Origin of the sequence: Terrimicrobium sacchariphilum (genome assembly GCF_001613545.1) — a bacterium.
GTDB lineage: Bacteria > Verrucomicrobiota > Verrucomicrobiia > Chthoniobacterales > Terrimicrobiaceae > Terrimicrobium > Terrimicrobium sacchariphilum.
The window spans coordinates 336,749-360,938 of record NZ_BDCO01000003.1 but is presented as its reverse complement, the minus strand read 5'-3'; the positions used below and the strand labels follow the sequence as shown (position 1 = coordinate 360,938).

22 protein-coding genes and 1 tRNA gene are annotated in these 24,190 nt (G+C 57.8%); 6 read left to right on the top strand and 17 right to left on the bottom strand.

All coding sequences use genetic code 11. From position 1 onward, the window contains the following. The first annotated feature begins 3 nt into the window (after positions 1-3). The 4 genes from TSACC_RS19315 (at position 4) to TSACC_RS19300 (ending at position 4,691) form a co-directional block, all read left to right on the top strand. On the top strand, positions 4-1,434 hold the full coding sequence (locus TSACC_RS19315; protein ID WP_075081099.1) for a PP2C family protein-serine/threonine phosphatase: 1,431 nt from the start codon (positions 4-6) through the stop codon (positions 1,432-1,434). Next, positions 1,431-1,967, top strand: a complete 537-nt coding sequence (gene grpE, locus TSACC_RS19310) for a nucleotide exchange factor GrpE (RefSeq protein ID WP_075081098.1) — start codon at positions 1,431-1,433, stop codon at positions 1,965-1,967. The genes TSACC_RS19315 and grpE overlap by 4 nt, the downstream gene beginning before the upstream one ends. Then, positions 1,964-3,112 carry a molecular chaperone DnaJ gene (gene dnaJ, locus TSACC_RS19305; RefSeq protein ID WP_075081097.1) on the top strand — a complete coding sequence of 383 codons (1,149 nt, stop codon included), beginning with the start codon at positions 1,964-1,966 and terminating at the stop codon, positions 3,110-3,112. Before grpE ends, dnaJ begins: the two co-directional genes overlap by 4 nt. A gap of 121 nt (positions 3,113-3,233) precedes the next feature. Further along, complete coding sequence (locus tag TSACC_RS19300; protein ID WP_075081096.1) at positions 3,234-4,691, top strand: bifunctional ADP-dependent NAD(P)H-hydrate dehydratase/NAD(P)H-hydrate epimerase; 1,458 nt, start codon at positions 3,234-3,236, stop codon at positions 4,689-4,691. A 162-nt stretch (positions 4,692-4,853) separates the two neighbouring features. Here TSACC_RS19300 and TSACC_RS19295 read toward each other — a convergent pair whose 3' ends face one another. Together TSACC_RS19295 and TSACC_RS19290 are read right to left on the bottom strand one after the other, a co-directional pair. Further along, positions 4,854-5,972 (bottom strand): YcjF family protein, encoded by a 1,119-nt coding sequence (locus tag TSACC_RS19295; RefSeq protein WP_075081095.1) that lies wholly within the window; start codon positions 5,970-5,972, stop codon positions 4,854-4,856. A gap of 13 nt (positions 5,973-5,985) precedes the next feature. Beyond that, on the bottom strand, positions 5,986-6,471 hold the full coding sequence (locus TSACC_RS19290; protein WP_075081094.1) for a peroxiredoxin: 486 nt from the start codon (positions 6,469-6,471) through the stop codon (positions 5,986-5,988). Positions 6,472-6,847: 376 nt separating this feature from the next. Between TSACC_RS19290 and TSACC_RS19285 the strand changes: the two genes are divergently transcribed. After that, positions 6,848-6,922: transfer RNA gene (locus tag TSACC_RS19285), tRNA-Val, on the top strand. Here the strand turns inward: TSACC_RS19285 and TSACC_RS22820 are convergent. From TSACC_RS22820 to TSACC_RS19255, 6 genes are all read right to left on the bottom strand, one after another. Next, complete coding sequence (locus TSACC_RS22820) at positions 6,873-7,904, bottom strand: tyrosine-type recombinase/integrase (protein WP_369695382.1); 1,032 nt, start codon at positions 7,902-7,904, stop codon at positions 6,873-6,875. The two genes, TSACC_RS19285 and TSACC_RS22820, sit on opposite strands and share 50 nt — an antisense overlap. A gap of 227 nt (positions 7,905-8,131) precedes the next feature. Continuing rightward, positions 8,132-8,329, bottom strand: coding sequence for a helix-turn-helix transcriptional regulator (locus TSACC_RS22815; protein ID WP_075081093.1), 198 nt, complete (start codon positions 8,327-8,329; stop codon positions 8,132-8,134). Then, a complete protein-coding gene (locus tag TSACC_RS19270; RefSeq protein WP_237764034.1) occupies positions 8,326-8,949 on the bottom strand; it encodes a hypothetical protein in 624 nt (207 codons plus the stop codon). Before TSACC_RS19270 ends, TSACC_RS22815 begins: the two co-directional genes overlap by 4 nt. 41 nt (positions 8,950-8,990) lie before the next feature. Then, on the bottom strand, positions 8,991-9,908 hold the full coding sequence (locus TSACC_RS21990) for a hypothetical protein (RefSeq protein WP_153811539.1): 918 nt from the start codon (positions 9,906-9,908) through the stop codon (positions 8,991-8,993). A gap of 266 nt (positions 9,909-10,174) precedes the next feature. Further along, on the bottom strand, positions 10,175-10,741 hold the full coding sequence (locus TSACC_RS19260) for a hypothetical protein (RefSeq protein WP_075081090.1): 567 nt from the start codon (positions 10,739-10,741) through the stop codon (positions 10,175-10,177). Positions 10,742-10,743: 2 nt separating this feature from the next. Further along, the gene (locus TSACC_RS19255) at positions 10,744-11,013 is read right to left on the bottom strand and encodes a hypothetical protein (protein WP_075081089.1); all 270 of its coding nucleotides are present in this window, start codon (positions 11,011-11,013) and stop codon (positions 10,744-10,746) included. A gap of 1,306 nt (positions 11,014-12,319) precedes the next feature. On the opposite strand from TSACC_RS19255, the gene TSACC_RS19245 reads away from it, so the two are divergent. Further along, entirely contained in the window at positions 12,320-13,192 is an 873-nt protein-coding gene (locus TSACC_RS19245) for a LamG-like jellyroll fold domain-containing protein (RefSeq protein WP_075081087.1), read from the top strand. On the opposite strand, the gene TSACC_RS22810 is transcribed toward TSACC_RS19245, so the two are convergent. From TSACC_RS22810 to TSACC_RS19200, 9 genes are all read right to left on the bottom strand, one after another. Beyond that, positions 13,140-13,919, bottom strand: coding sequence for a helix-turn-helix domain-containing protein (locus tag TSACC_RS22810; protein WP_075081086.1), 780 nt, complete (start codon positions 13,917-13,919; stop codon positions 13,140-13,142). The genes TSACC_RS19245 and TSACC_RS22810 overlap by 53 nt on opposite strands. Next, positions 13,920-14,498 carry a beta-galactosidase trimerization domain-containing protein gene (locus tag TSACC_RS19235; protein ID WP_075081085.1) on the bottom strand — a complete coding sequence of 193 codons (579 nt, stop codon included), beginning with the start codon at positions 14,496-14,498 and terminating at the stop codon, positions 13,920-13,922. 1 nt (position 14,499) lies between these two features. After that, on the bottom strand, positions 14,500-14,808 hold the full coding sequence (locus tag TSACC_RS22805; RefSeq protein WP_075081084.1) for a beta-galactosidase: 309 nt from the start codon (positions 14,806-14,808) through the stop codon (positions 14,500-14,502). An 82-nt stretch (positions 14,809-14,890) separates the two neighbouring features. Then, positions 14,891-16,318: an MFS transporter gene (locus tag TSACC_RS19225; RefSeq protein ID WP_075081083.1), complete on the bottom strand. Its 1,428-nt coding sequence runs from the start codon at positions 16,316-16,318 to the stop codon at positions 14,891-14,893. Between the two features lie 81 nt (positions 16,319-16,399). Then, positions 16,400-17,521 carry a glycoside hydrolase 5 family protein gene (locus TSACC_RS19220; protein WP_075081082.1) on the bottom strand — a complete coding sequence of 374 codons (1,122 nt, stop codon included), beginning with the start codon at positions 17,519-17,521 and terminating at the stop codon, positions 16,400-16,402. After that, entirely contained in the window at positions 17,522-19,249 is a 1,728-nt protein-coding gene (locus tag TSACC_RS19215) for a hypothetical protein (RefSeq protein ID WP_153811538.1), read from the bottom strand. Positions 19,250-19,271: 22 nt separating this feature from the next. Continuing rightward, a complete protein-coding gene (locus TSACC_RS19210; RefSeq protein ID WP_084400680.1) occupies positions 19,272-20,054 on the bottom strand; it encodes a PEP-CTERM sorting domain-containing protein in 783 nt (260 codons plus the stop codon). Positions 20,055-20,101: 47 nt separating this feature from the next. Further along, positions 20,102-23,413 (bottom strand): glycoside hydrolase family 5 protein, encoded by a 3,312-nt coding sequence (locus tag TSACC_RS19205; RefSeq protein WP_237764033.1) that lies wholly within the window; start codon positions 23,411-23,413, stop codon positions 20,102-20,104. A 76-nt stretch (positions 23,414-23,489) separates the two neighbouring features. After that, the gene (locus TSACC_RS19200; RefSeq protein WP_075081079.1) at positions 23,490-24,131 is read right to left on the bottom strand and encodes a prepilin-type N-terminal cleavage/methylation domain-containing protein; all 642 of its coding nucleotides are present in this window, start codon (positions 24,129-24,131) and stop codon (positions 23,490-23,492) included. Between the last annotated feature and the right edge of the window lie 59 nt (positions 24,132-24,190).

The following is a 24,190-nucleotide window of genomic DNA, read 5'->3' as shown; positions in this document are numbered from 1 at the left end:
CGAATGTGGACCTACATCTTTTTCACGCTCTTCTTCGGCGCGTTCATCGCGCTGTTGGTAGTGCTTAATACCTTCACACGGCGCATTGCCGAGCTGGAACGCCAGCGCGCCGAACTCCAGGTGGAGGAGGACCGTGTATTTGACTTTCTGCACGAACTTGGCGAGGCCTTTTCCGAGGGCGTTCGCTCGTCGGAACTCCACCGCCTCATCGTTGAAGCAGCCACCCGCATCCTTGATGCCCATGGGGGAGCGCTTTACCTGATGGATAAATCGGACTCGATGCTCGTACCCGGGTTCATCTCCAAGGGGTGTCCGGCTCTTCATGAGGTACCCGAGCACGTCCTGCAGCAGGCGGAGACGAACCACATGGCATTGGAGAGTTACCTGCGACTCAGCTCGATCCGCCGCGGCGAGGGCATCATGGGCGCCTCCCTGGTCGATCCTCGCCCCCGCCTCTACGTGGAAGCCGAGTTGATTCCCAATCCCGCCGCTGACAACCCGCTCGTCGCTCATTCTGCGATGGTGGCTCCGTTGATTTATCGTCGCAAGATCCTCGGCGTGCTCGCCCTGGCCAACGGCCCGATGAGCACACCTTTCACCGAGAAGGACATGAATGTCTTCAAGACGATCGCCGAGCAATCGGCCTTTGCCCTCTACAACGAGGTCGTCTATCTCGAGGCCGGAGAAAAGAAACGCCTCGACCATGATCTCGAGATTGCCCGGGAAATTCAGGCCATCCTGCTTCCCTCCGCGCCGCCAACCATCACAGGCTACGAATTGAGCGGTATTAACGTCCCGGCCAGGCAGGTGAGCGGCGATTACCTCGACTATATCCGGGTGGATGACCGTCGCCTTGGCGTCGCCATCGCCGATGTCTCCGGCAAGGGCGTGCCAGCTTCTTTGATCATGGCCATGTGTCGAAGCGTGATCCGTAGCGAAGCGGTGGGCAAGACCTCTGCCGCCGAGGTGCTCCGCCGGGTCAACCAGCAGCTTTACCCCGACATCAAGGAGGACATGTTCATCAGCATGGCGTACCTGATCCTCGACTCAGAGAACAACAGCGTGACGCTCGCTCGCGCGGGCCATGACGCCCCCCTCCTCTACCGCTCTGCCACGGGAGACATCGAAAAGCTGTCTCCCAAGGGGATGGCGCTGGGTATTGACAGCGGTACGGTCTTCAATAGAGTTTGCGCGGACTTTCAGTTCGACCTGCATGCCGACGATTGCGTGCTGCTTTACACGGATGGAGCCACCGAAGCGCTCAACCGGGAGGGAGCCGAATACGGGCTGCCCCGCCTGATCGATCTGTTGCAAAACAGCGCGCCCAATGGGGCGAATGCCATCGTCGGTCGCATCACGGATGACGTGAAGGGCTTTGTGGGCAACTATCCGCAACACGACGACATAACTTTGATCGCAATCCGAAAGAAATGAGTACCGATTCCGAAAAACTGGACGAACAGCAGACCGTGGAAGCCGCCCCGGAAACACCCGGAGCAGAAGCCACTCCGCAGCTCGACCTCGCGGCGGAGTTGGAGAAGTACAAGGACCTCGCTCTCCGTACCCGCGCCGACCTCGAGAACTACCGCAAGCGTGCCATCCGCGAGAAAGAAGAGGCCATTCGCTACGCCAATGCCTCGCTCGTCGAGAGCCTCGTGCCGATTTTTGACAATTTCGAACTCGGCCTCAGTGCTGCCCGCACCGCAACAGACCCGTCTGGCATCGTGATGGGCCTCGACATGGTGCGCAAGCAACTGGAGGATTTCCTGCGCGACTATGGGATCGAAGCGGTCGATGCCGTCGGCCAGACCTTTGACCCCAACCTCCACGAGGCCATGGCCCAGGAGGAAAGCGACACCGTCCCCGAGGGCACGGTGCTCCGCCAGATCCGCAAGGGCTTCAAGTTGAAAGACCGGTTGATCCGCCCCGCCAGCGTGGTGGTATCCAAGGGACCGGCACAGGGATGATGACGAAGCGCTGCTACTACGAAGTCCTGGAAGTCCGGCGCGAGTCCACGGAAGAGGAGATCAAAAAATCCTACCGCAAGCTCGCGATCAAGTATCACCCGGACAAGAACCCGGGAGACCACGAGGCGGAGGAACGTTTCAAGGAACTCGGCGAAGCGTACGAGATCCTCATGGATGCCCAGAAGCGGGCTGCCTACGACCGTTACGGCCATGCAGCCTTTCAGCAAGGCGGCGGCATGGGCGGTGGCGGAGGTGCAGGCGGCTTTCACGATCCTTTCGACCTCTTCCGCGAGGTCTTCGGCTCCAGCGGTGGCGCTGGGGGCATTTTTGAACAATTTTTCGGCGGAGGAGGCGGCGACGGCTCCGGACGCCAGCGTGGCTCGGACCTGCGTTACGACCTGCAGATCACCCTCGAGGAGGCGGGTACGGGTTGCGAAAAGGAGATCGAGATCCGCAAGCTCGACGCCTGTGAGGATTGCGGCGGCAGTGGAGCGCAAAAAGGCTCCCGCGCCGTCACATGCTCGGTATGCCGCGGTCGCGGCCAGGTCGTGGCCTCCCGCGGATTTTTCCAGGTCGCCCAGACCTGCCCAAACTGCCACGGCACGGGCAGCGTGATCGAAAAACCCTGTAAAACCTGCCACGGTGAAGGGCGCACGGAACGCACGTCACGCGTGAAACTTAAGATTCCCGCTGGAATCGATGAGGGCGCAAGGCTCCGTAGCAGCGGAGGCGGCGAGGCTGGCCTGCGCGGCGGTACCTCGGGCGACCTTTACGTCGTGATCCATCTGAAGGAGCACGCAATCTTTCAGCGTGACGGGATGGACCTGCATTGCGAAATCCCAATCCCGTTTTCGGTCGCCGCTCTCGGAGGAGAGGTCCGCGTGCCGACACTCAGCGGAGCAGTTTCTCTCAAGATTCCCGCAGGCACGCAGGGAGACAGCGTCTTTCGCATTCGCAGCCAGGGCATGCCTGGACTCGGAAGCTCCAGCCGCGGCGACATCCTGGCGCGAGTGCAGGTCGAGGTGCCAACGCGCCTCAACGGCGAACAGCGCAAGGCGCTCGAGCATTTTGCCCAGCTCTGTGGCGAGGAAAACACTCCTCTGCACAAAAGCTTCACGGACCGGCTCCGTGACCTGTTCAGCTAGGAGTCTCGCAAAAACGAGCATCAGTAGTTCCACTCTGCTACCTCTCAGCGAGGCGCGAGCGCAATCCCAGCTTTTCAGAAACCGCTCTGGCACAACACTGATGCCCTGCTAGATTATCCCCATGCTCGTGACCTGCGAGGAAATGCGGCGAATGGAAAGCGCGGTCTTCAGCCGCGGTGTAAGCGCGGAGCATCTCATGGAGGAGGCTGGACTCGGCATCGCCCGCATCGTCCGGCAGTTCCACTCCCGGCCCGGGACATGTATTGCTTATTGCGGCAAGGGAAACAACGGTGGCGACGCCTTGGTAGCGCTGCGCCATTTGCGCCGGTGGGGATGGAATATCAGCGTGGAACTTGCCTATCCTGCCGAGGAGCTTTCGGAACTGCCGAGAAGGCACCTGCTATCGCTCGACCTGTCATCCCGGGAGGATTTCGGCGGTTCCCTTGTGCTGCTGGACGGGCTGCTCGGCACGGGTGTCTCGGGTGAACCCCGCCAGGAAGCCGCCGATGCCATCCGGCGCATGAATTCCCTGCGCCTGAGCCGAAATGCCTGGGTGCTGGCCATCGACATCCCGAGCGGACTCAACGGCGACACCGGAGAGCCCTCCGCCACCTGTGTGCAGGCAGACCTCACAGCAACGATCGGCGCACCCAAACGCGGTCTGGTCGCCGATGCGGCGACGAATCACGTCGGCCGCCTCGCCTTTATTCCCCTTCGTGAGCTCGATTTCGATCGCGAGAGTTCGCCGAGACTTTCCTCCCCCGAGGAGCTACGGTACTGGTTGCCTCCTCGCGCCTTTGACACACACAAAGGGATGTGCGGACGTGTCGGCATCATCGCAGGATCGCATGGGATGACTGGAGCCGCCCGACTCGCTTCCGCCGCCGCTGTGGCTGCCGGAGCTGGCCTCGTCACGGTGTACGCCCATGCCGACATCCAGCCCGTCCTGGCAGCCGCTTGCGTGCCTGAAGTAATGGTGAAGGAGGTGGAGAGCCTCCGCGAGGTCCTCGAGGAACCGATGAACGTCCTCGCTGTGGGACCCGGCTTGGGACGCGCCTATGATAATGATGTCGTCGCGCTCGTGAAGGAATGGCCTCATGCAATGGTCGTAGATGCCGACGCCCTGAACGCCGTCTCGCAGGATACCTCGATCCTGAAAACCTGTCGCGGCCCTCGCCTGCTAACCCCACACCCGGGGGAAATGGAGAGGCTGTTTCCCCAGCGCAATCGCCCACGCATCGACTGGTTCCGTGATTTCACAAACCAGTATACCGCCACGCTCCTGCTCAAGGGTGCCCGCACCATCATCGGCAACGCGGAAGCCTGCTATTACAACTCCACAGGCAATCCCGGAATGGCGAGCGGCGGCATGGGGGACGTTCTTACGGGAACCTGCGCAGCCCTTGCTGGGCAACTGAACGGCGACCTCCTGAAGAGCGCAGTGCTCGGCGCTTGGGTCTGCGGACGAGCCGGGGAGATGGGTGCATCAGCCCCCTTTAGTTCTCCGGAAAAACTCTCGGCCCGGATCGTGATCGAACTACTCGGCGCGGCTTTCTCCCAGCTTCGTGAAGGTTACTAGAAAGTTTCCGCCTGAGATATAGCCGAGTATGCACGCGAGCACCCAACCGCCAGTCACCCAGCAGCAATGAAGCGGTCCGGAATTTCACTCCAGAACATCCCTCCCCAGGCCTAGCAGCCAGACTCAACGGACCAGAAGAGGAGTCCCAATCAAGTATCTCGCTTACTTGTTTCCGGGGTTTTCCCCAACAGGAGGCGCCTTTGCCTCAATCTGCTCGGCCTCCATGGTCTGGGCCGTCTTCAGGGATGGCAGGCGACGACGCTTGAAGGCATCCCATCCCGGCAGCAAACGATGGAAAAGCTTCTGGGTTTCGGCGATGGGGGATTCCTCGATGAAGTATGAGATCGCCGCACGTCCAACCGCATAGGTACCCGCGCCCGCGACGAATCCAGAGACAGCATTGCCCCACAAAGGAACGATCTTGATAATGGCCCGCGCACTTTCACGGAAAAGGATGCCCGCCCCAATATTGAGTCCGAGCGCCCCGAGAAACTCGGTGACCAGTCGCACATTGACGGGCTTTCCCGAGACATAAACGACCAGCCCGACCATGAGCGTCTGCAAGGTCGTGAGCACCGGCATGTCGGCCAGAGGAATGGGCTGAAGACCAATCACGCCGCACACCGTGGTAAAGGATTTCAGGAGCGACCCGGCGATTTCCGCCTGTGCCTTTTTCGCTCCGGCGATGCGGGCAAACTCGAGTCGCGCGGCATTTGGCAGCACGGCGCAGATCGCCTCGCCCACGCCCCACTCCTCCTCATCGGGCATGCACACCACAGAGCGGCGCATGGAAAACTGGCGGTCAGAGGCAAAAAGCGCCTGCAAGCGAGCTCGTGCAGGCTCGCCGCCATAGGCGATGCCAACGATAGGCGTCTCAGCGCCGCTCTGCGCGACCCGCGCAATCGCTTTGGTCCAGATCGCCTCAGGCTCGAGATTTTCTCGCAGGTAAATCAATACATCCGGAGCAGCATGCGCGATCGCCGCCGCCACGACATCATCCGGGGCATCGAAGCGAGCATCCAAGATCTGCGCCTCTCCACGGCCCGAGCGACCGGAGAGTTTGTAGCTACGCCAACCACCCGACATCTCACCAGTCTCCACCGTGACGCCGCAGGCGGTGTGCAGAAACTCCGGAACGCTCTTGCCCACGCTGCCCACCAGCATGAGCCGCGCCGGTCGCTGCTCGAGAAAGACCTCACGAATCGGCGAGATCTCCCGCAGGATGGGCTTTTTCATCCCCTCCGGCAGCTTATCGACCAGCTGAAACAGCCGGTCGTACATGCTCAATAAAGTGTCACGGTTCAAAGTGTCTCAAGTCCTCAATGACGGTTCCAGTATGCTCCTCGGGCTTCACCTTTCTGTAGATCGATTTGACCCTGCCCTCCGGATTGATCACAAACGTGCTGCGCTCCGTGCCAAAATACTTCTTTCCATACATGGAACGCTCCACCCACACGCCATAGGCCTGCACGATCTCTCGATCCGCGTCACTAATCAGCGGAAATGGCAGATTGTGCTTCAGAATAAACTTCTTGTGGGTCTCGATCGGATCAACGCTCACGCCGAAAACCCTCGCCCCGTTTTCAATCACCTCGGAGTAACGATCCCGTAAATCACAGGCCTGCTTCGTACATCCGGGCGTATCGTCCTTGGGGTAAAAATATAAAATCACGGGAGTCCCTCGCGACGAGGAAAGCGTAAACTGCGCACCCTCCGGAATCCCCTCCCCAACCACCGGAGCTGTGAAATCCGGGGCGATATCACCTGGCGCAAGAACCATATCCGAGTGACAATCCTCCGACCCCGCCTCCTTTGCAAGCGGAACTGGTCAATGTTTACCTATAAGGGAATCCGGATTCACAACCATTCGCATCAAGCATGCGATCCCTTCCAGCCAGACATCTCGCCCCGCCCAAACGAATTTCCAGAGAAGAACAGAATCTCTCTCGGCAGCCGCAAATATTCTGGGGAAAAATCTACGGAGATAATCCACTACGTGGAGAGTTGCATTGAAAATAGACCTCACGGCTCGCAAATCCTCTTTGAGCGCCCACCTTTCAAAGCGCACCCAAAGCCGGGAAAGCCCGGAATTACAGCAAATCGATATTCTTCTATTGCGTTTTGCGGGAAATCCGATTGAATGCAGGGCTCGTCACGCGCGGTTAGCTCAGTGGTAGAGCACTACCTTGACACGGTAGGGGTCACAGGTTCGAACCCTGTATCGCGCACCATTTCCCATTCGGGACTGGTTGGGACTCCAAAGGACTCTTTGGGACTGGAGCCTCTATTTATCAGCCTCTCCGGCTCATTCTCCGAAATTGCTTCTTGGACTCCTTGGGACTCAACGGGACTGCTCGGGACTATTTCGTGTGGCAGTATATGTGGCAGTTGCGGGACTGCCGGGAGAGCACTGATACTCTCGCGCACAGGAAGCAATGCGGCATCCGTGTAAAGGTGATCGCTCAAGCGGCGGTCACTGTGCCTCATCAGCTCCATGAGGACGCGCTGGGAACTCCCCGCCCTCTGGAGCCAGGAACAGAATGTGTGCCGCAGGGAGTGAAACCCGACATGCCTCCCATCCTGCCCGACGAGGGCGATTCCCGCCTTGGCAGCATCTTTCGGGAAATGTTTGCGGCTCATGCTGCCAAAGAGCCGATCTTGAGGCAGCAAGCCTTTCGCGCTCACATGGTGGCGAACTTGGGCAACAAGCGAGTCATGAAGTGGCTGATGCGCAACCCTGCCGTTCTTCGTCGTTTCCGACCGTACGACAACAAGACGCTCCTCTAGCCGCAGGTCGCGAACCTCAAGGGCTTCAATCTCGGCGTACCGCAAACCGGTGTACGCGGCGAACGTATAAAGTAAGCCCCTCTCGCCAGAAACGGCCACAAGCCGCTGAAACTCCGCGTCCGTTAAAGCCCGGCGAGGCCGAACCATCCCGTGAACCGGCAAAAGCTCAACCGTTGCCATCGGATTTTGGATCAACCGACCCCGAGAAATCAGCCAATTGAGAAGCGAGCGAATGGAAATGAGATATTCGTTGAGGGTCTTCGCCGATGTCCCCTCATTCATGCGAGCAACGCGCCACAGTTGAAAGCTATCTGGCGTGACACTCGCGACATTTGACCACCGGCATTCACGACAAAGCCGCACGACTCTCGCCTTGAGTTCGGCAAGGTACCTATCATCCCGGTTGCTCGCCTTCGCTAGAACCATCTCATCGAGATAAAAAGAAAGCTCCTTTTGCTCAGTTTTTCTCAATGCCTTCGGAGGCATGATTCCTGCAGCCTCAAGCTGCAACTCCTCATACCGTTCAATGAGGCGCTTTTGCGCAACCTGCTTATTCGTGCAACGGAGCGACTCCTCACGAGCCTTTGTCCATGTCGGTAACCTGAACCATCCATGGTAAACCCTGGAGTGGCTACGCTTGATTAGGTGACAGCTCATAACCCGGATGGGGAGGCAAACGCGCCTATCTGACGCTTAAAGCGATCAATCACACTTCTTGAAAAGCGGGAGCATCGTCCAACCTTCACCGGTCTCGGCAGCTTACCAGAGTCAACGAGGCGATAAATCGTTTTAACGCAAACATTTAACTCCCCAGCAACTTGCTTAAGCGACAAAAGTGGATCTCCATTCATAGAAGCAATTTCACTTTTCTGGAACTCTTCTTGACCCCATCCAGCATGGTCGAACCGATATGTTTAAGAACTTCAAGAGTGCCGAGATCGGGTTTTCGCTCTTTCTTATTCGGCCACAGCATGAAGTCTCCTCGCCAATCCGGGGCCTCTCCCTCGATTTCTCCGACGGTTGCAGCCCCCGAATCCACCAAACGTTGAACCAATTGGCGCTTCCATTCCGGCTTTGCTTCACGAAGCTCCGTCTCCGTGATTATTCCCTGCTTTACCGCTCTTTCCTCAAGTTCTTTGCGCCATGCCTTAGCCTCCGACACTGGGATGTATGCAAAAGGAGACTGCCGAAGCACCCGCTCTTTACCAAAAAGAGTGGTTTTCCGATGAGAAACGTGAAACAAAAACATGCTCATTTTCCCTTCTTGCACTCGCTTGTGCACTGCCGCGCGAGAGACGGGACAATACATACTAACTCCGCCAGGCGAAACAGTGGGCCCGACGAGTTGAGTGAGAAGATCATACCAATCTGCAATCTCCTCCTCCGACGCACTTTCGCGTCGGTAAATTCTAGTCCCTTTATCAGGACTGCCGATAATCGGCCAGAGTTCCTCAGGTATCTCAGTTAACACACTGTCAACCTGACATTGGTTTACAAAATGTCAACCTCTATTCAAGGGCGAAAATATCTTTGGATTCGAGGCCTCCAGTCATTTCCATGCACGATACGCTCAATTGCCAGTCCCCCAGCAATAATCTCTGCTTTCGTCAATTGCGACAGATGCTCCCAATCATCCCCAAAGACATAGGTCGCATTGCCACGGAAAACACTCTCCAGAAAGTTCAAGCCCCTATCTGGAAATCGGTAAACCACATACTCGCGAAATCCACCCTGCCCAATCACGATCTGACTTGGACCAAATGAATTAATAAGCTCAGCTCGCTCCAAGACAGCTTCTCGGTAACCAGGATCGGTTCTACTGACGATCTCGTCGAGTTGCGTAAGAAGCTGATCAAAAGGATTTTGCCCCGCAGGGAGCAATCTCCAATTAACCTTTCGAACAGGCGCAACAATTATACGCTCCAAGTTTTCCGTTAAAACTTCACAAATTCCAAATATCTCCAGAAAGAGGTTTACGCGATGAAGCGTGGCGTCTTGTCGATTTGAGCTATGATTAAACGCTTCGGTTGTTAAAAACAGATTACCCGATACGTCTGCAGAAACCCTGATTTCAACACTTGGAGGAGGGAAATTTCGCCTTGGGTACCTGTTATAGTAACGCAACACAAAACCACTATGCTCATTCCCATGCCAATCGGTCCATGTGCTGTACACCCACCGACTAACCGTTTCCATTGGAAGACTCCGATCTGGAACTTCTTTGCCATTCGCGTTGTATCGAGATACTGGACCGAACACAGGCGCAGGAAGAACCGCAAAATTCTCCTCACACGGAATTGGAAACCCAATTCTTGCGAGCGTCGGAGCATCAATATCGCCAACACTTCTCGCGATGAGGATGGGCGTTTCATCCGGAACAGACGAAAAATAACGACTACATCTATTGATCCGCTTCCCCTGAATAATCATAATTTTGCTCTTCTCAATTTAGAAAACTCTCACTCTCAGTAAATAAGCCAAACACTCGAGTAAGCTTCAACTTAAAAGCCTCCTACAGATTCGACGGAAAATCTCAAGACAAATAAGCTCACAGGAGACCACAAGCTCTAAGCCTATAATTCGCAATCTGATCAAGACACAATGCTCCTTCAAGCGACCCACCGGCGCGGCGCTGACGCGCCGCATCCGGTGGGGCCACCTTGACAGGAGCAACCTGGACTTCTTCCAGATCGGCCTTAGACGGTGATTCTCTGGCTCCGTTCCGTCAGGGACGCAATGAGGGCGTCCGAAATCCGGATCGAATCGAATTCGTCTCGCTCGAATTTGGCCAGTTCGTAGGCGTTTGCGCCCAGGTTCTTGAGGACGTAGCTGACAGCGTCCTTTTCCCCTCCATGCTCTGCATTGTCGAACCGCCGAATCCTTGCCATGCCACCGCCGAGGGATTCCCATCGGCTCATCGCTGCCATGCGATAGTGGCTCGTATTTGCGCCCGGAGGCAGGGCTCTGATCAAAAAGTGAAAGTGTGGACGGCCTCCAATCTCGCCCTTCTCGTGTCGTAGCACCCATTCTGTTTTCTTCTGCTGCCAGTGGCGCTCTTGCTGGCGCAGCCATTGAAAGAACATCGAGTAACGGACCGCAGCGGATGGAACACGGCAGCCCACGATGTTGAACTTCTTCCCCTTCTCCAAGAGATCGGGCTGCGACTGGTCAATGGGAACCTTTCGCATTCCGAAGGTCAGCGTACCGAACCAATCCCAGGAGACTGAGCCGAGCTGATAGAGAAGGCCGGACGTTGCGTGCATGGCTACGATTTGGCCGGCGCAAGTCCTTTCACGACGAACCGGGGGCGCATCGTGTTGCTGGGGCGTACCGCATCCACGAAGAAGGCCAGCGTCTTGCCGACCATCGTTGAGGCTTGCGGGATCAATCCAGCCGAGAAGACGCAATCGACGGTATCCGTCAGTTTCACGGTTTGATCGGCGTCGAGACAGGTAAGGGTCTCTTGGGCGATGCGGCCGCGCTTGCTGTCGTAGCTGGAGTCTTGGTGAGCGATGACAAGTCCGTGGAATGTCATTTTGTGGGTTCCTTTCTAGGTTGGGTTTTCTTGGTTTTGGCCTGGGCGACTTTGCCCACGGTCAAAGGGGTGACGGCGACTTGCCCACAAACCGGTTGCTCTGGCTTGGCGCCAGCGCGCGAGCTGTTCCCCTTCGGGGCTCGCGCTGCCGCAACCTCCGCCTCCGGGCGGTTTATGGACAAGTCTTCCTTGTGAGATCGAACGATGGCGAGCACAGCCGCCCGCAACGGCTTGGGCAGAGTGAGCCAAGCATTGATGACCTCGCAAATCTCGAAGCCTTCGGGAAACTCTCCCGCTTGGGACTCGTTCGTGTGGCAGCCGGTGTGGCAGCCCTTACGCAAGTCATTGATAATCAGAGGAGCGCCAACAGGTTCGAACCCTGTATCGCGCACCACCCCTCATAATCAACGACTTACACGGATTCCCGTGTTTTTTGGTCAAAAGTCATAACAAAGTCATAACCTCCTCTTGAGAGGGTGATATTTGGCTGGGGAACCGGAGGGTGATTTTCGTAAAATTCTTGGCGATCTTTCCACCCGCCGAGCCAGAATCACCTGCCTGCTACGAAACGGCATCATCATCCGGGACTCCGCGCCTATTCCGCCGGAAGACAAGAGCTAAACGCCAGCGCCGGCCAGCGGCAGAAGGAGAAAATCTCATTTGCCCAGTCCGGCTCCGTTCCGGGCAGATCATTCCGTTTGTCCACCCCGGGGAATAAAATGCTCCCGACTCCTCGAACAAACGAACGCCTTCCCCTGGCCCAGGAATTCGTCTTGTCTCCGCCACCATAGCCAGGGGACCGATCATAAGGCGTTGAACAGGCCGCCAAACTGGTCGTTGAACGCCTTGATGATGTTATTCCTCGATCCTTGGGGAGGCCCGTACCAGATCGCCTACGGCTCCAACTAGACGAGCGACATCAGGACTGCGGGCACAAACAAAAGCACGAAGATCCGGTCGATGGTGACTGTCTGGACTGCTCCAGCAAAGCAGGAGCCCAAGAAAACCAACAATATCCCGCCCGACAGAAGATACGTCGAATCGTGGTAACGCCGACTCCATCAGTCACGATGTCACTGAGGCCACCTCGGTAAAAGGTAGATTTCTCTAGAGGCCATCCCATCCATCTGTTTCACAAGATCTATCAACGACGGAATGGCTCACCGATGCCCGGCAGGGACCATGAATACATTTGCCAGGAAACAACCTGACTTCAGGATCCAGATTCAACATTGATAAACGCTAATCGCTAAACTCTCTGAGAGTGCCTCGACATTGCTCCTGAGCGACATTCTATTGGGAGATTATGAACCGCACGCAGTTCATTCACCTGCTGACTGAAGATATCTCCGGCCTCGTCAGCTTTTGGGACTTTCAGGCGAACGATTTCGGACACGTGGCCAAGGGACCGTGCAACTATGTGCTGCACCCCAATGGAGGTCGCGTACCGCTGGTGGAAGATCGCGAGAACCCAATCGGTCCCCTCGCCGCGCAATTCGGGTCCGGAGCGTGGCTGGATATTCCCCGCTCCGAATGCCCCCGGCTCAATATACACGGATCGCAGGCGAGCCTCAGTATTATCGCCTGGATCAAGCGGGAAACCGGGCCGGAACGAGGTTGCGAGGCTATTTCCGGGATGTGGAACGAGCACGGATTACGCCAGTATTGCCTTTTTCTGAATCTCGGAATTCATAATAGCAGCCAACAGGTGGGAGCACATGTCTCCTCGATAGGGGGACCGACACCCGGAGCCCGGTATTGCATGGACGCCGCCATCGGCTCTACAGCGGTTCCTTTTGGTGAATGGCAATTTGTTGCGATGACTTACGATGGGGTCTACGCTGCCGCCTATCTCAACGGTCAGTTGGACTCCCGAGGAGAGCGAAATCCCTACCATTATCCGGGAGGGATTTTCGACGGAGGCAAGGAGGGAGCAAACTTCACCGTTGGAGCTGTCGCTCGTCCAGAGCGGGTCGTGATGCGAGATGGCCATCCGATCGAGGAGGGCCATGTGCATGCGAATCTCTTTCATGGTTTAGTTGGCGGACTGGCGGTCTTTGAGCGAGCCCTTGTTCCTTCTGAAATCGCCGAGATCTTCAGGGCAAGCATGCCTTACTCACAGATCGTCAATCGACCGCGGCAGCAGGAGGTCGTTGCAAACAGCGCAGCCTGTCGGTGAGCGAATCCGCCAGTGTCCGGCATACGCGCGCGAGTTTCCTCCGACTGGTCTCCGCTGCGCCTCTTACACAGGAATCTGCCGAGAAGGCGGCAACAATCCTACCCTGCGACCAAACGGGAGCTGCTATTCGACAGATGCCGTCGCATGGAGAGTCAAGTTGGGCCCAGCCGAACTGTCGAATCCTGACAAGGAATCTCTCGAGATGGTCCCGGGATATCCACGCGCCGGTTCCTTCCTTTTCAAACGGATGTTTCCGATAAAAAAGCTCTGCCTCTGCCTCGCTCGCAAAGGCGAGAAAGAGCAGCGCTCCTGGCGCCGCGTACGGATGAATATGACACTCTCGACGCCGAACAAGACGCCCGATTCGTCCCGGCTCCACCCCGATTCGCTGATAGGTGTCTCCTTCTGCCCACTGAATCACGGAAAAGCTTGCCTCGGGCATATCCCTCTGGCCCTTAAGCAACTCGTTGACAGCTTCCTTGAGCAACCCTCTCCCGTCGTTTAGCTGCTTCAGTTCCTGCACTGCATAGCCGAGGTGAAATCGCAAAGGCGGTTCCGACCTTCGCAAGAAGCCCTCTGATTCCAGAGTACGGATCAGGTTATAGGCCGTGATGAGTTTGAGCCCCGCTCCATCCGCCATTTCCCGTACGCTGCATCCCTCATCACGTCCCGCCACCAGATAAAGAAGACGAAAAGCGCGCTGGAGCGATTGAACCTTTCCTGGCATTTAGCGAGAAAGAAGCGCCCAATAGCTCATGGAGTCGTCAGGCTTTCGATGATGGCCACACCAAATGGCGCCTCCCGACTCCACAGAAGTCCATTTGCCAACCTCAAGGTCGATCGAGCCATGCTCGAGCTTGCCAAACTCCTCGATGGTCACGCCGAAGACATCATTTAAAAAGGCGGGCGGAGCAAATTCGCAGGCGCGGTTGTTCCGATGCCGGGTCGCTGAGCGCGCAGTGGCCACCAGCAATCCGCCATCTTTCACGAAATCTGCAAGCCTCGCCGCCAGATCCTCATCCACTAGAATGAACCCGGGCATGAAAATGACTTTAAGCCCCTCGAAGGAGTCGCGTGCGTTGATAAACCCAGCCGCAATCTTTCGGCGCAAAAGCTCTCTCAGGATCACCCGCCTCTGATCATCCGGGGAGGGAAGCCCCATCGGCAGTGTCTGATGAGCCTCGTCCTGATCGCTGTCGATCAAAACAGCGCCCTTCACCGAGAGGGTGGTACCAAGAATCCGGTCGCCGATGCGGGCGAACTCCGCTCCCTCCTGGGCAAGCTCATGGTACCGACGTCGGGGCATATTATCGTGGCCCAGTACCCCGTTCCAATATATCTCGGCACCGCAGCGTGCACAAGATCGTGTCGATCCCCACAGTGCCGAGCGCGTCTATGGTTTCATCAAAGATCGAAAACTCAAAATTCCCCGGCTGAGGTTCGATCCGATCCCAGGCAAACTCGGCCATTCGCACAATATTCACCCCGGCTGCCGCCATCATTGCAGCGTCGTTCCTTCGCTCTTCAGGATGCCAATGCTCCGGATAGTCGGAAACTCCGAACAGGAACCTGCTCAGTTTCGCAGGACGCTGGTGGCGCGGTAAAGAATTCAACATGGCAAAAGATTGAAACTAACGAACGTAACGCCAAATAGTCGTGAAGGATTTTGGAGAATATAGATACGTGCCATCGTTACCCCTAAAGCGCTCCACGCCGCGCTTCCAGCTGCTGGCGGATCGCGATCATCCGTTTCCTATCCAGAGGATATAGCCAGACAAAGATCAGTCCACACGCCCAGATGACGAGCGGCAGGCCGACATAAAGCAGCAGCATCGAGTGGAGCACCTCCGACGACTGATTGGACGCTTTCCTAACATCAAACCCAGAGACATTGAGAACCAACCCGCCGAGCCCCATCGAGCAGGTCAGCGCGGCTTTGATGAACCAGGAATAAAATGCATTCAGAGCGCCCTCGCGCCGCCGCGTCGTCTTGAGCTCATCATAGTCTGCGACGTCCGCCTTCATGGATGGAACGAAAAGCCACACGGCGGCAATGGCGCAGGACTCAAATATCCCCGGTATGATCTGCAGGTAGGGCATCTTGGGTGTCATCAAGAAGTAGTTCAGGACATGTCCCAGCAAACTCGCGGCGAGCATGAATCCCACGACGTTTTTTTTGTCATACCGCTCTCCCAGCCAGGTGTAGAGCGGTATGCAAAGGATGCCGGTGATCACCATCGCGCAGCTTTTCCATCCCGTGATGATTGAGGAGACGGCAAGATCGCCATGGCAGACGTAGTAGATATTCACGTACTGCCCCAGAGTCCCGACCGCGCTGCTGCCGACGACCAGAAAGAATGACAGCGAGATCAACATCCACATGGGATGACATTGGATGGACTCGCGAATGCTTTGCCAGAAGGGTTCGCGAGACTGGAACTTTGTCTCCGCCTCGTAGTAGCGCTCCTTCACAAACAGGGCAGGCAGCAAACCCACGACGAGGATCAGAACCGCGACGAACCAACTGCAAACCTTCATGCCATGCACGATGTCCGGCTTACCCGTATCGGGATTCGCAAACAACGGACCGGCGAGGATGGCCATTGCCCAGCCCCCCAGGAGACCGCTCAGCTTGCCAAACAACGTGATCCAGGCCGTAAGGCGCGTGCGTTCATCGTAGTTGGGAGTCAGCTCCAGCTGGAGTCCATAATAAGCCATCGCCCAGCTCGAAAACGCCGTATAGAAAACCATGCCGACAATGATCAGGTAAGCGACCATCGCATTCTCCCCCCACTCCGTCGGCGGGCGCCAGATCCAGGGCGAGATCGCCGCCGTGAGGATCGCCCCGACAAACATGAAGGGACGGCGTCGCCCCCATCTGGTGCGGGCGTTATCGGACAGATTTCCCATGACGGGGTCCATCACGGCATTCCACGCCTGGAGCACCATCAGGATGAGGCCGAGCTTCGCCGGATCGATGCCCAGACCGATATTGAAATACGGCATCCACAGGACGCCGATCGTCAAACCGGAGGCAAAGTAGTCCGCACAATTCCCCGCACCAAACGCCACCTTCTGGCCCAGGGGAATCCGGTCGGTCGGGGCAATCCGATGACGCTCACTCATCGGGTGCAAGATGGGGTCGAGTAACTAAAGGCAGAGCACATGGCGCAATTTTGCGGCGACGCAGCGATCGGGCGTTCGCGCCTACGGCGAGATGATGCCTTGCACCTCCTCGATCCACCGCCAGGTCTGCTGATGGAGCTCGGATTGTGTCTTGTCAGGCGAAGCAACGGGCAACTCCGGAAGTCCCCCCCAATCCGGAATCGTCAATGCCCTTCCGGAGAGTTCCTTTGCCAGATCGCGGAAAGTCTCCCCGACTTTCTTCGGGCGGTTGGAGGTATCCAGCAAGCCCATATCATACTCGATTTCAGGAAACTGGAACTTTGGTGAAATATCGTGGCTCGCCCACCACGTGATGCGCCCCACGCCTCCAGCTACGGCAGCGCGCACGGAAGCCTCCAGGAAGGCTGGAATTTCCGCCTCCGGCATCCAGTGAGATGTCGCACCAAACTCCTGAAGCCAGATAGGCTTGGCCATGTCACCCGCGTACTTTCGCGCCAAGGCCGCCATCGCCGGCACCAACTGCACGCTGGCACGTTGCCTGTGATCGCCGCGCTGGAGAGCACCGGTAAACTCGACCCAGCAATGCAGGGCGATAAGGCGCTGCCTCTGCGCGAGGAATCCAGGCGTAAACGTCTCGGGATAAAACCAGGGCTGGTGATCGACGCCATTCACATGCATCGCCTGCGGACAAAGCTCCTCAGCGAGGGATAGGAAATGCTCCATCCAGAGATCGCCATCGCGGGGGTCTGGCGTCTTCCAGCAGCCATTCATTTCGTTGCCGAGATCAAACCCGAGAAAGTTTGCATGCTGGTTCAGCCGTTCCGCGCAGGCTCGCATGTAGAGCTCGGAGGGCTCGCGCATGGCAGGCTCGCGGTAAAAATCCCTGCCCTCATCAAATACAGGACGGAAGGGCCAGCCGCTCAGCCAGCCCGTGTACAAGGCGGGGCAGACATCGAGATTTCTCTCCGCCGTGAGAACCATGAGCTGATCGAGCCGATCTAGATGCGCGGGACTCACCCAGCCGCGATTTGGCTGAAGGTAAGGCCAGACCAGCATGATGCGAAGATGATCCGCACCGAGCGCGGCGATGGCGTCGAGATCGCGGGCGATCGAGTCTTGAGAAAAGTCGTTCCAGGCATACCACCAGTTTTCGCGTGGGATGTAGTTTACCCCGAAGCGAATGCTGTCGAGTCGCTGATCCATTTACTTGCCCTCCAAAATCAAAGCGTGCGGGATCGCGTAGGTTCCGGAGTTGTCAATTCCCTCCGAAGGCGGCACCACGATGGTCTCGCCCGCCTTGACCGCGCGCTGGTAGACGCGGTCGGCGAAGACATTGTCGCCAGCCTTCCACCTGATCGTGACCCCGGCCGGCTCCCAGCCTTCCGGAATCTCGACATTTCCCTTGGGCATCACCAGCAGCCAGGCGCGACCATCGTGAGACGCCCGCAGCTCAAAGCCGGAACCCGGTTGATCCGAGGCCCCTCGCGGCACGGTATAGAGAGAATATCCAGAAAACGCCGTCGGGATCTCAGCAAAATCAAACTGCCCGGTGGCACGTTGATTCTTCTGCCCGATGCGAGACACCGTCACATTCGAAGGAGCCGCTGGCTCGGCGACAGCCTTTGGCAAGCCCGCGCCCAAGCCGACGTGAGCATTCAATAGATACCAGGCCGATTCCGCGAAAATTCCCGCGGACGAATGCAACCGAGTCCACGGCACAGCTTGAACAAACCGCCCAAATTTCGAAGCGGCAGCGGCAATGGTATCCGAGCTTTTCGGAGCGTAAAACGCAATCCAGGCGGCGCAGGCGGGTTCACGGACATTGATCACCTCCAGGTCGCGACCGCGGTTTCCCCAGGCCTTGAGCTGCTCCATTGCGAGATCCACGGCCTCCTTCGGAGTCGTCTGCGGCCGCCATGAGGCGTTCATGACACGCCAGTCGGTCAGGAACTTGGCGTCGGCCAGATTTCCCTGCATCGAATCCCGGACGAATCCCGCGCATCGCTCGGCGGTGCGTTGCAGCGAGGTTTCATATCTGGCCCGCACTGCCGCGTCTGACTCCAGGCGGGCGAGTTCCGCAACCATCGCCTGGGAAATGACATAAATCCAAAGATGATTCACTGCGAGCTGGGGCAGCGCACGCCACTCGAGATCGATTCCTGCCTCGATGATATCAATGCGTGAGCGAGAGCCCTCGACCGCCTCGGTAAGCGCGGCTTCATAATCCTGCCTCCACCGGTCGTCGCGACTGATCTCGTAAGCGATACGGCTGGCAAAGAGCCGCCGCGAAACGGCCCGATAACCACCGCCAGCCCATTCTCCCCGAGTCTCACCAGCCTGCATGTCGCCTATCGCGGCACATGGCATCTTCCAGCCGTTTTGAGCGAGCGCATCGGCCACGGAGAGAATCTTGGCCTCGATCTCCTTGCGCTCCCCCGCGGTCGGCAGATCGGTCTGCAGGTACTTCCAGAGACCGTAGAACCACGGGGCTGTCTGGTCATCCGAGCCGATCGGGTAGTAGGTATTCTCAGGCGGGTAAAAGCCCCGGGCGATGAAGGCAGGCTGATCGTTGAGGGAGGCGCACTTCAGCAATCCCTGCACGAGTTCCCGAGCGACCCTCGCATCCTCTGGCGACTTGGTCACCTGCCACCGCATGAGGACGCCGTCGAGATAAAGCCCGGAAAGAAAAGGCCCGTTCTCAAGCGGCGTCCACCACGATAGTGAGTTGGGTTTCCCGAGTGTTGGCTCGTCGCCCTTGGGAAGTTCGATCGATCCATCGGTATTGACGTAATCGAGGACCAAGCCTTGCGGGCGCACGATAAAGCGCCGATCAAGGTCTTGATGCAGCCCGTCAATGACAGGCGAATCGACAGCTCGGACCAATGTCGCCGAAGACAAGACCGAGGCAAGTAGAAACAACGGGAATCTCATGGATGGCTGAACGCTATGATTCTTAGGCAGTCCGGCGGCGAACGCGGAGAAGGACGAACATCGCACCGGCGCCAAGGAGCAGAGCGGCTGAGCCCGGCTCGGGAACCACCTGAAGCTGATCGACACGGAGGACGGATCCCGACGACAGGTCGGCGTAAAACCCGATGCCCGTGATCGTCGACGAAGCCAGATCGGAGGAGATTGTCGTATTGCCTACACTCATCCCGACGCCTTGGGAGAAGGTAAACGAGCGCCACGCGGACTTATCGGTGGTAAAGTTAAAGGAGCGATAGACATCCTGCGCCGGTGCGTTCGTAAAGTTTGCACCGCTCGTAAAGCTGGTCGGAATAAAGGTGGAATCCGTGGCATACCAGGAACCGCTTACCTGGACGAGAAGTCGCAACGGGGACGCGGGTCCATTGCCATTCATGTTCCACGAAATCGTAGTGGGATTTGCCAGGCTGAGTCCCGTCTGGAAAGTGGCGTAAGACTCGGCCGCCGGCTGAGGACTCCCGCTATTGACGATCGCGAGGAAGCCAATCGCAGGTCCGGGATTTCCGGCCAGATTGGCGATGGCCACATACTGGCTGCCTCCCGTCGTGCTGGTGATGTTTGTTGCAGAGGCGCCCTTGTATGCGGTCCAGCCGATCGTGCTCATCGCGGCATTGGCGGAGCTATTGCCGGGAAACGTCTCCAGGTAAATCGCCGCGGCATGGGTAGCCTGGGTGCAGAGAAAGAGGGATCCCGCGGCCAGCAGGACGGCCGGCAACATGGCGACACGATGAGATATGGTGGTTACTTTCATAGGTTTGTGGAGTTGGATTGGTTGATTTGCGTTGTATTAGGAAGTCGTTAGCTACCGGCCTCATCCTCCCGGGTGATCTCGTACGAGAACCCCGCGCCATCACCTCGCCCGGTAGAGAGATCAAGAACCCGGCGGCCGTCTTTTTCACCGAGAGAAATCTCTTTGACCCGGGAGCCGTCCGTACGAACGCTCCAGGCCCGCCAAGTCCCTGCAGGCAAAGCCAGCTCCACAGTCGCCGACGCCCGATGCGCCAGATGCGGCATCTCCCCCAGTTCCGCTAGCAACCGGCGATTCGAATCCTGGAACTTCATTCCCTTATTCAGCACATCAGTGAGGTGCAGGAGGAGGATGCGGCGGCTTTCTACCAGAGCCTTGCCATCGACAGACGCGACGCAGAAAACGCCAAACGCCGGACCGTTACGAACACTGAGGAAGTCCCCCCGCCCCACCTCTCCTCCGGGCAGCACAAATCCCGCGCTACGCGGCGTCGCAAGGGCAAACATGCCGCGCGACGGATCAAGTTCGATCTCCCCTGTTTCACTTTTGATCAGCGCACTGCCCGACTTGTCGGTCAGCGAACCCGCGGGCAGCACGCCATCCCGGATGAGCCGTGCGACGAGGGAACCATCGACAAGATAATCACTGTCTCCGCCCTTCTCTTTGAGCAGAGCCGGATCATCAAACACCCTCGCCCTTACTGACAGAGCATCTCCTCCAACCGTGGGCAGCACACCGATTTTCGCGACAAGGCCCAGACGGGAGAACTCCCGGGGAAAATCCCGGGGCCGAGTCCCCTCAACGCCAAACATCCGGTCCGCACCGGGTACGAATCCGATTACGGTAGTGGCTGGTCGGACATCGCCCCGTCGGAAGACGAGGGCGCTGAAACGATCCGCCAGCATTCCAATAGGATCAGTCGATAAATCAAAAATACTTCCGATCCCGATGGTGTCCAGCCGAACATCGCTTGATGCATAGTCGAAATTAAACATGGCATCCCACCCTTGCAGCGAGGCGTAGGAAGGAGCGAGGAGCGCTCCCTCCGCCCGATACATGTTGGGCATGACGAAGTTGAACTCCGTCACGGTAAACGGTCGCCCGAGCACGCGGGTCGGCATGAGTAGCCGCGGGAGCGAAGATTCGTAACGGACCGCGCTGGTTTGGTTAAACCGGAAAGGCAGCTTCCACAGCGCTCCGACGAAGAGCGGATGATCCCAGTACATATGGGTATCGACGTAGTCGTAGCGTTCCCGGGCCAGGGTGAGCATTTCCAATTCGTGGAAATTCGCACCCGTGATGGGAGCTTTTGCGCCGAGATCCCGCAAGGTCGCGCGCAGGCGATCATCCGTGCGCAGGTGCAGGTCCATCAGGAATCTCAGCTCCGCAGCCGGGTGCGCGGCGACCACCTCGGCAGGCTGCCCGTCCTTCCATTTTTCAAAAGCCTGCCGGTAAAGCTGCGCCAAGGGTTCATCCCCACGAGGCAGCTCTAGCGGAGAATCTTCATTGACCGGACATATCCCGACCAGCACCGGATCATCAGCCAGCGATAAGCCGGTGTACGGATTGACGTGCTGGAGGAGAGCCTGGGCAAAACGCTTCCACGAATCAAACGCCTTCTCCGAAAGCGGGATGAGTTGTTTGATCTCGTGGTCAAAATCGCGCCCCAGATCGGGAATCTCGTCCACGCGGAATTTCCGCATCGAATACAGATCGATAGAAATATAGATGCCCCGCTTCTTCAACGCGGCGATCAGGTACTCCATGCGATCAAGCCGCTCCGGGTCGAATTCATACGACCTGCCCCCCGGTCGCACCAAACCCGCATCGTAATGGTGCAGTCGGACAACATTGTATCCGGACCGAGCAAGGCGATCCGCCACACGATCCGCCAGATCGTGGCTGGGGAAGTTTGCCTCAAAGCAAAGATTCGCACCCCAAAAGCGGACCAACTCCCCGGGTTTCTTCTCGAACTCAAATCTGCCAGCAGGAGAGACCTTGAGGAATCCCCATTGCCCGGCTGGGCCTTCGTTCAGGAACGAGAAGTCAAAGACGCTTCCCTTGTCGATATCAAGTCGATGGGCAAAAGGCACCCACTCCCCCCCGGCCTTGACAACAGTGGGCTGATTACTCGGGAGCTGGATCCGATCATTGGAAACAGACAATCCGGCGACCATCCAAAGAGCGCGCCCCGAGCCTTTCAGCCTTATCTCCCGCAGCGGCTTACCGGGCAGATCGAAGCGCGAAATATATAATCCGACATTGCTGCTCTGGTTGAGCCCGGTCCAGCCCACGGCGCCATTGGATAGCGGCACAGGCCCCCACCAGTCCCCCACGTCGCGGTTGGCCAGGATGGGGAACTCCTCGACCGTTCCATCCGCAAATACCGCCTCGAGCGAGCCGACCTGCCCGTTGCCATCCGGCAACCAGGCACTCGCGTGCAGGAGATACAGGGCCGCAGGAGACCTCCCCTCGACCGGGATCGCGACCTCCCGCAGAAAGCCGTCATTGCCCGACTCTCGCCCGGTGAGCACGAGACAGGTGCGCTCATCTTGCGAGGCCTGGGGCAGCAGATCAAAATTGATTCCGTGGAGCTTGAGGGGACCGGAAGGCAGCACGCTCATGTCATTCAGAGGGCCCTGATCGGTCCACCCCCCTTTGCCGTCCGCAGCGACCGGATCCTTCCATCCGCGATTTACCTTTTCCTTGATCGACACGGGCCAGCTCTCGTAGGGGATCTCGCGTAAGGTCAACTCGATCGAGTACCTGGAGTCGTCTCCCTCATGAACCAGCGGGATGCGTATCTGGAACGCCTCCCCTCCCCAACGACGGTCATCTTGGATGTAAGCGTACCTGCCTCCATTCACCGAAATTTCTCCGGAAGCACCCGGCAGCGCCAGATCGCGCGCAACCCCAGTAAAGAGGACCGTGTTCTCAAAGTCGTTAGGAAGCACCTGAGGGGAGCCATTAACCTTTATCTCCCGGCCTGCAGAGGCCTCTATCGGCAGCGAGGTGGTCACACACAACACCTGCGTCGGGATGTCTCCCAGCTTCTCCACGTCGTAGCGGACATGGATCGCGCCATCGCGGCCTTCGCTTATGGTTTCCTCCACCAGCAGGCTGCTGCTGTCGGAGAGCTTCATTGCGCCTCGGGTCTTCCACTCCCCGTTTTCCACACGCGGATAGCCCTGCTCCGTCTTGAAATCCGTCTGGTCGACCCTCCTCCACGTCGAATCAAAATGCGCCAGGGAAAACGCCAGATCGCCCAGAACAAAGCTACCTCCCGCTGCCGGGGAAAGACTCTGCAAAGCCCCGAGGTCTCCAGCCCGCAAAGAGCAATGCGCCAGCACAAGTCCGATCACTCCCCAAGCCAGCCGGTGATGAATACGCCTCCGAGGCACTGCTTTTCCTCTCACTGTACAAAGCCTCCCATAAACCTTAATTCCCCCACCGCCAGCGGGTGTCAGTCGCCGGTATGGTTTGAGACAACGCTTCGACATGGCCATCGACGAAAAGGAAATTGGCGGTATGTCCCGGGTGACGTCGCGAGACATCAGCCGTCGCAAAGGGTGAGAAGTAGTCGCTGTTTACATCGGCCTCAACCACCAGAAATGTCTTGCGCGGCTCCGGCACCGCGCTTTTCCGGTAGAACCACGGTGACCAGTCGATGGCGACATTGTAGGCGTAGGAGGCGTTACGAGTTTTGCGATTAAAAGATGGATCTGGGCAGACGAACACCCCAGCCGCCTTGGCCAAGGGAGAGGGTCCCATGGCATTTTCTGGAAAATCCAGGTAGGGCCCCAGTTTCCACATCCACGTCTTTGTCGGCTCCGTACCCTTGCCGTAGATCTCCGGATAGTATCCGCGATTTTCCTGTAGGTAGAGTTCCATCCCGAGTCCGACTTGCCGCAGATTAGACATGCACGCGACAGCATGCCCTCGAGCCCGCACCGAGGATATTGCGGGAATCACCATCGCCGCAAGCACCCCAAGGATGACGATGACCGCAAGCACTTCGATCAAAGTAAAGCCCTGATCAAGGCGGCGGGGCGCAGAGGAACGGCAAATTTCGGGCATCATGGAATTTCTCTGGGGGAGAGCTAGTGAGAGCGGTTTTCTTGGGTGAGACGACGATTCCA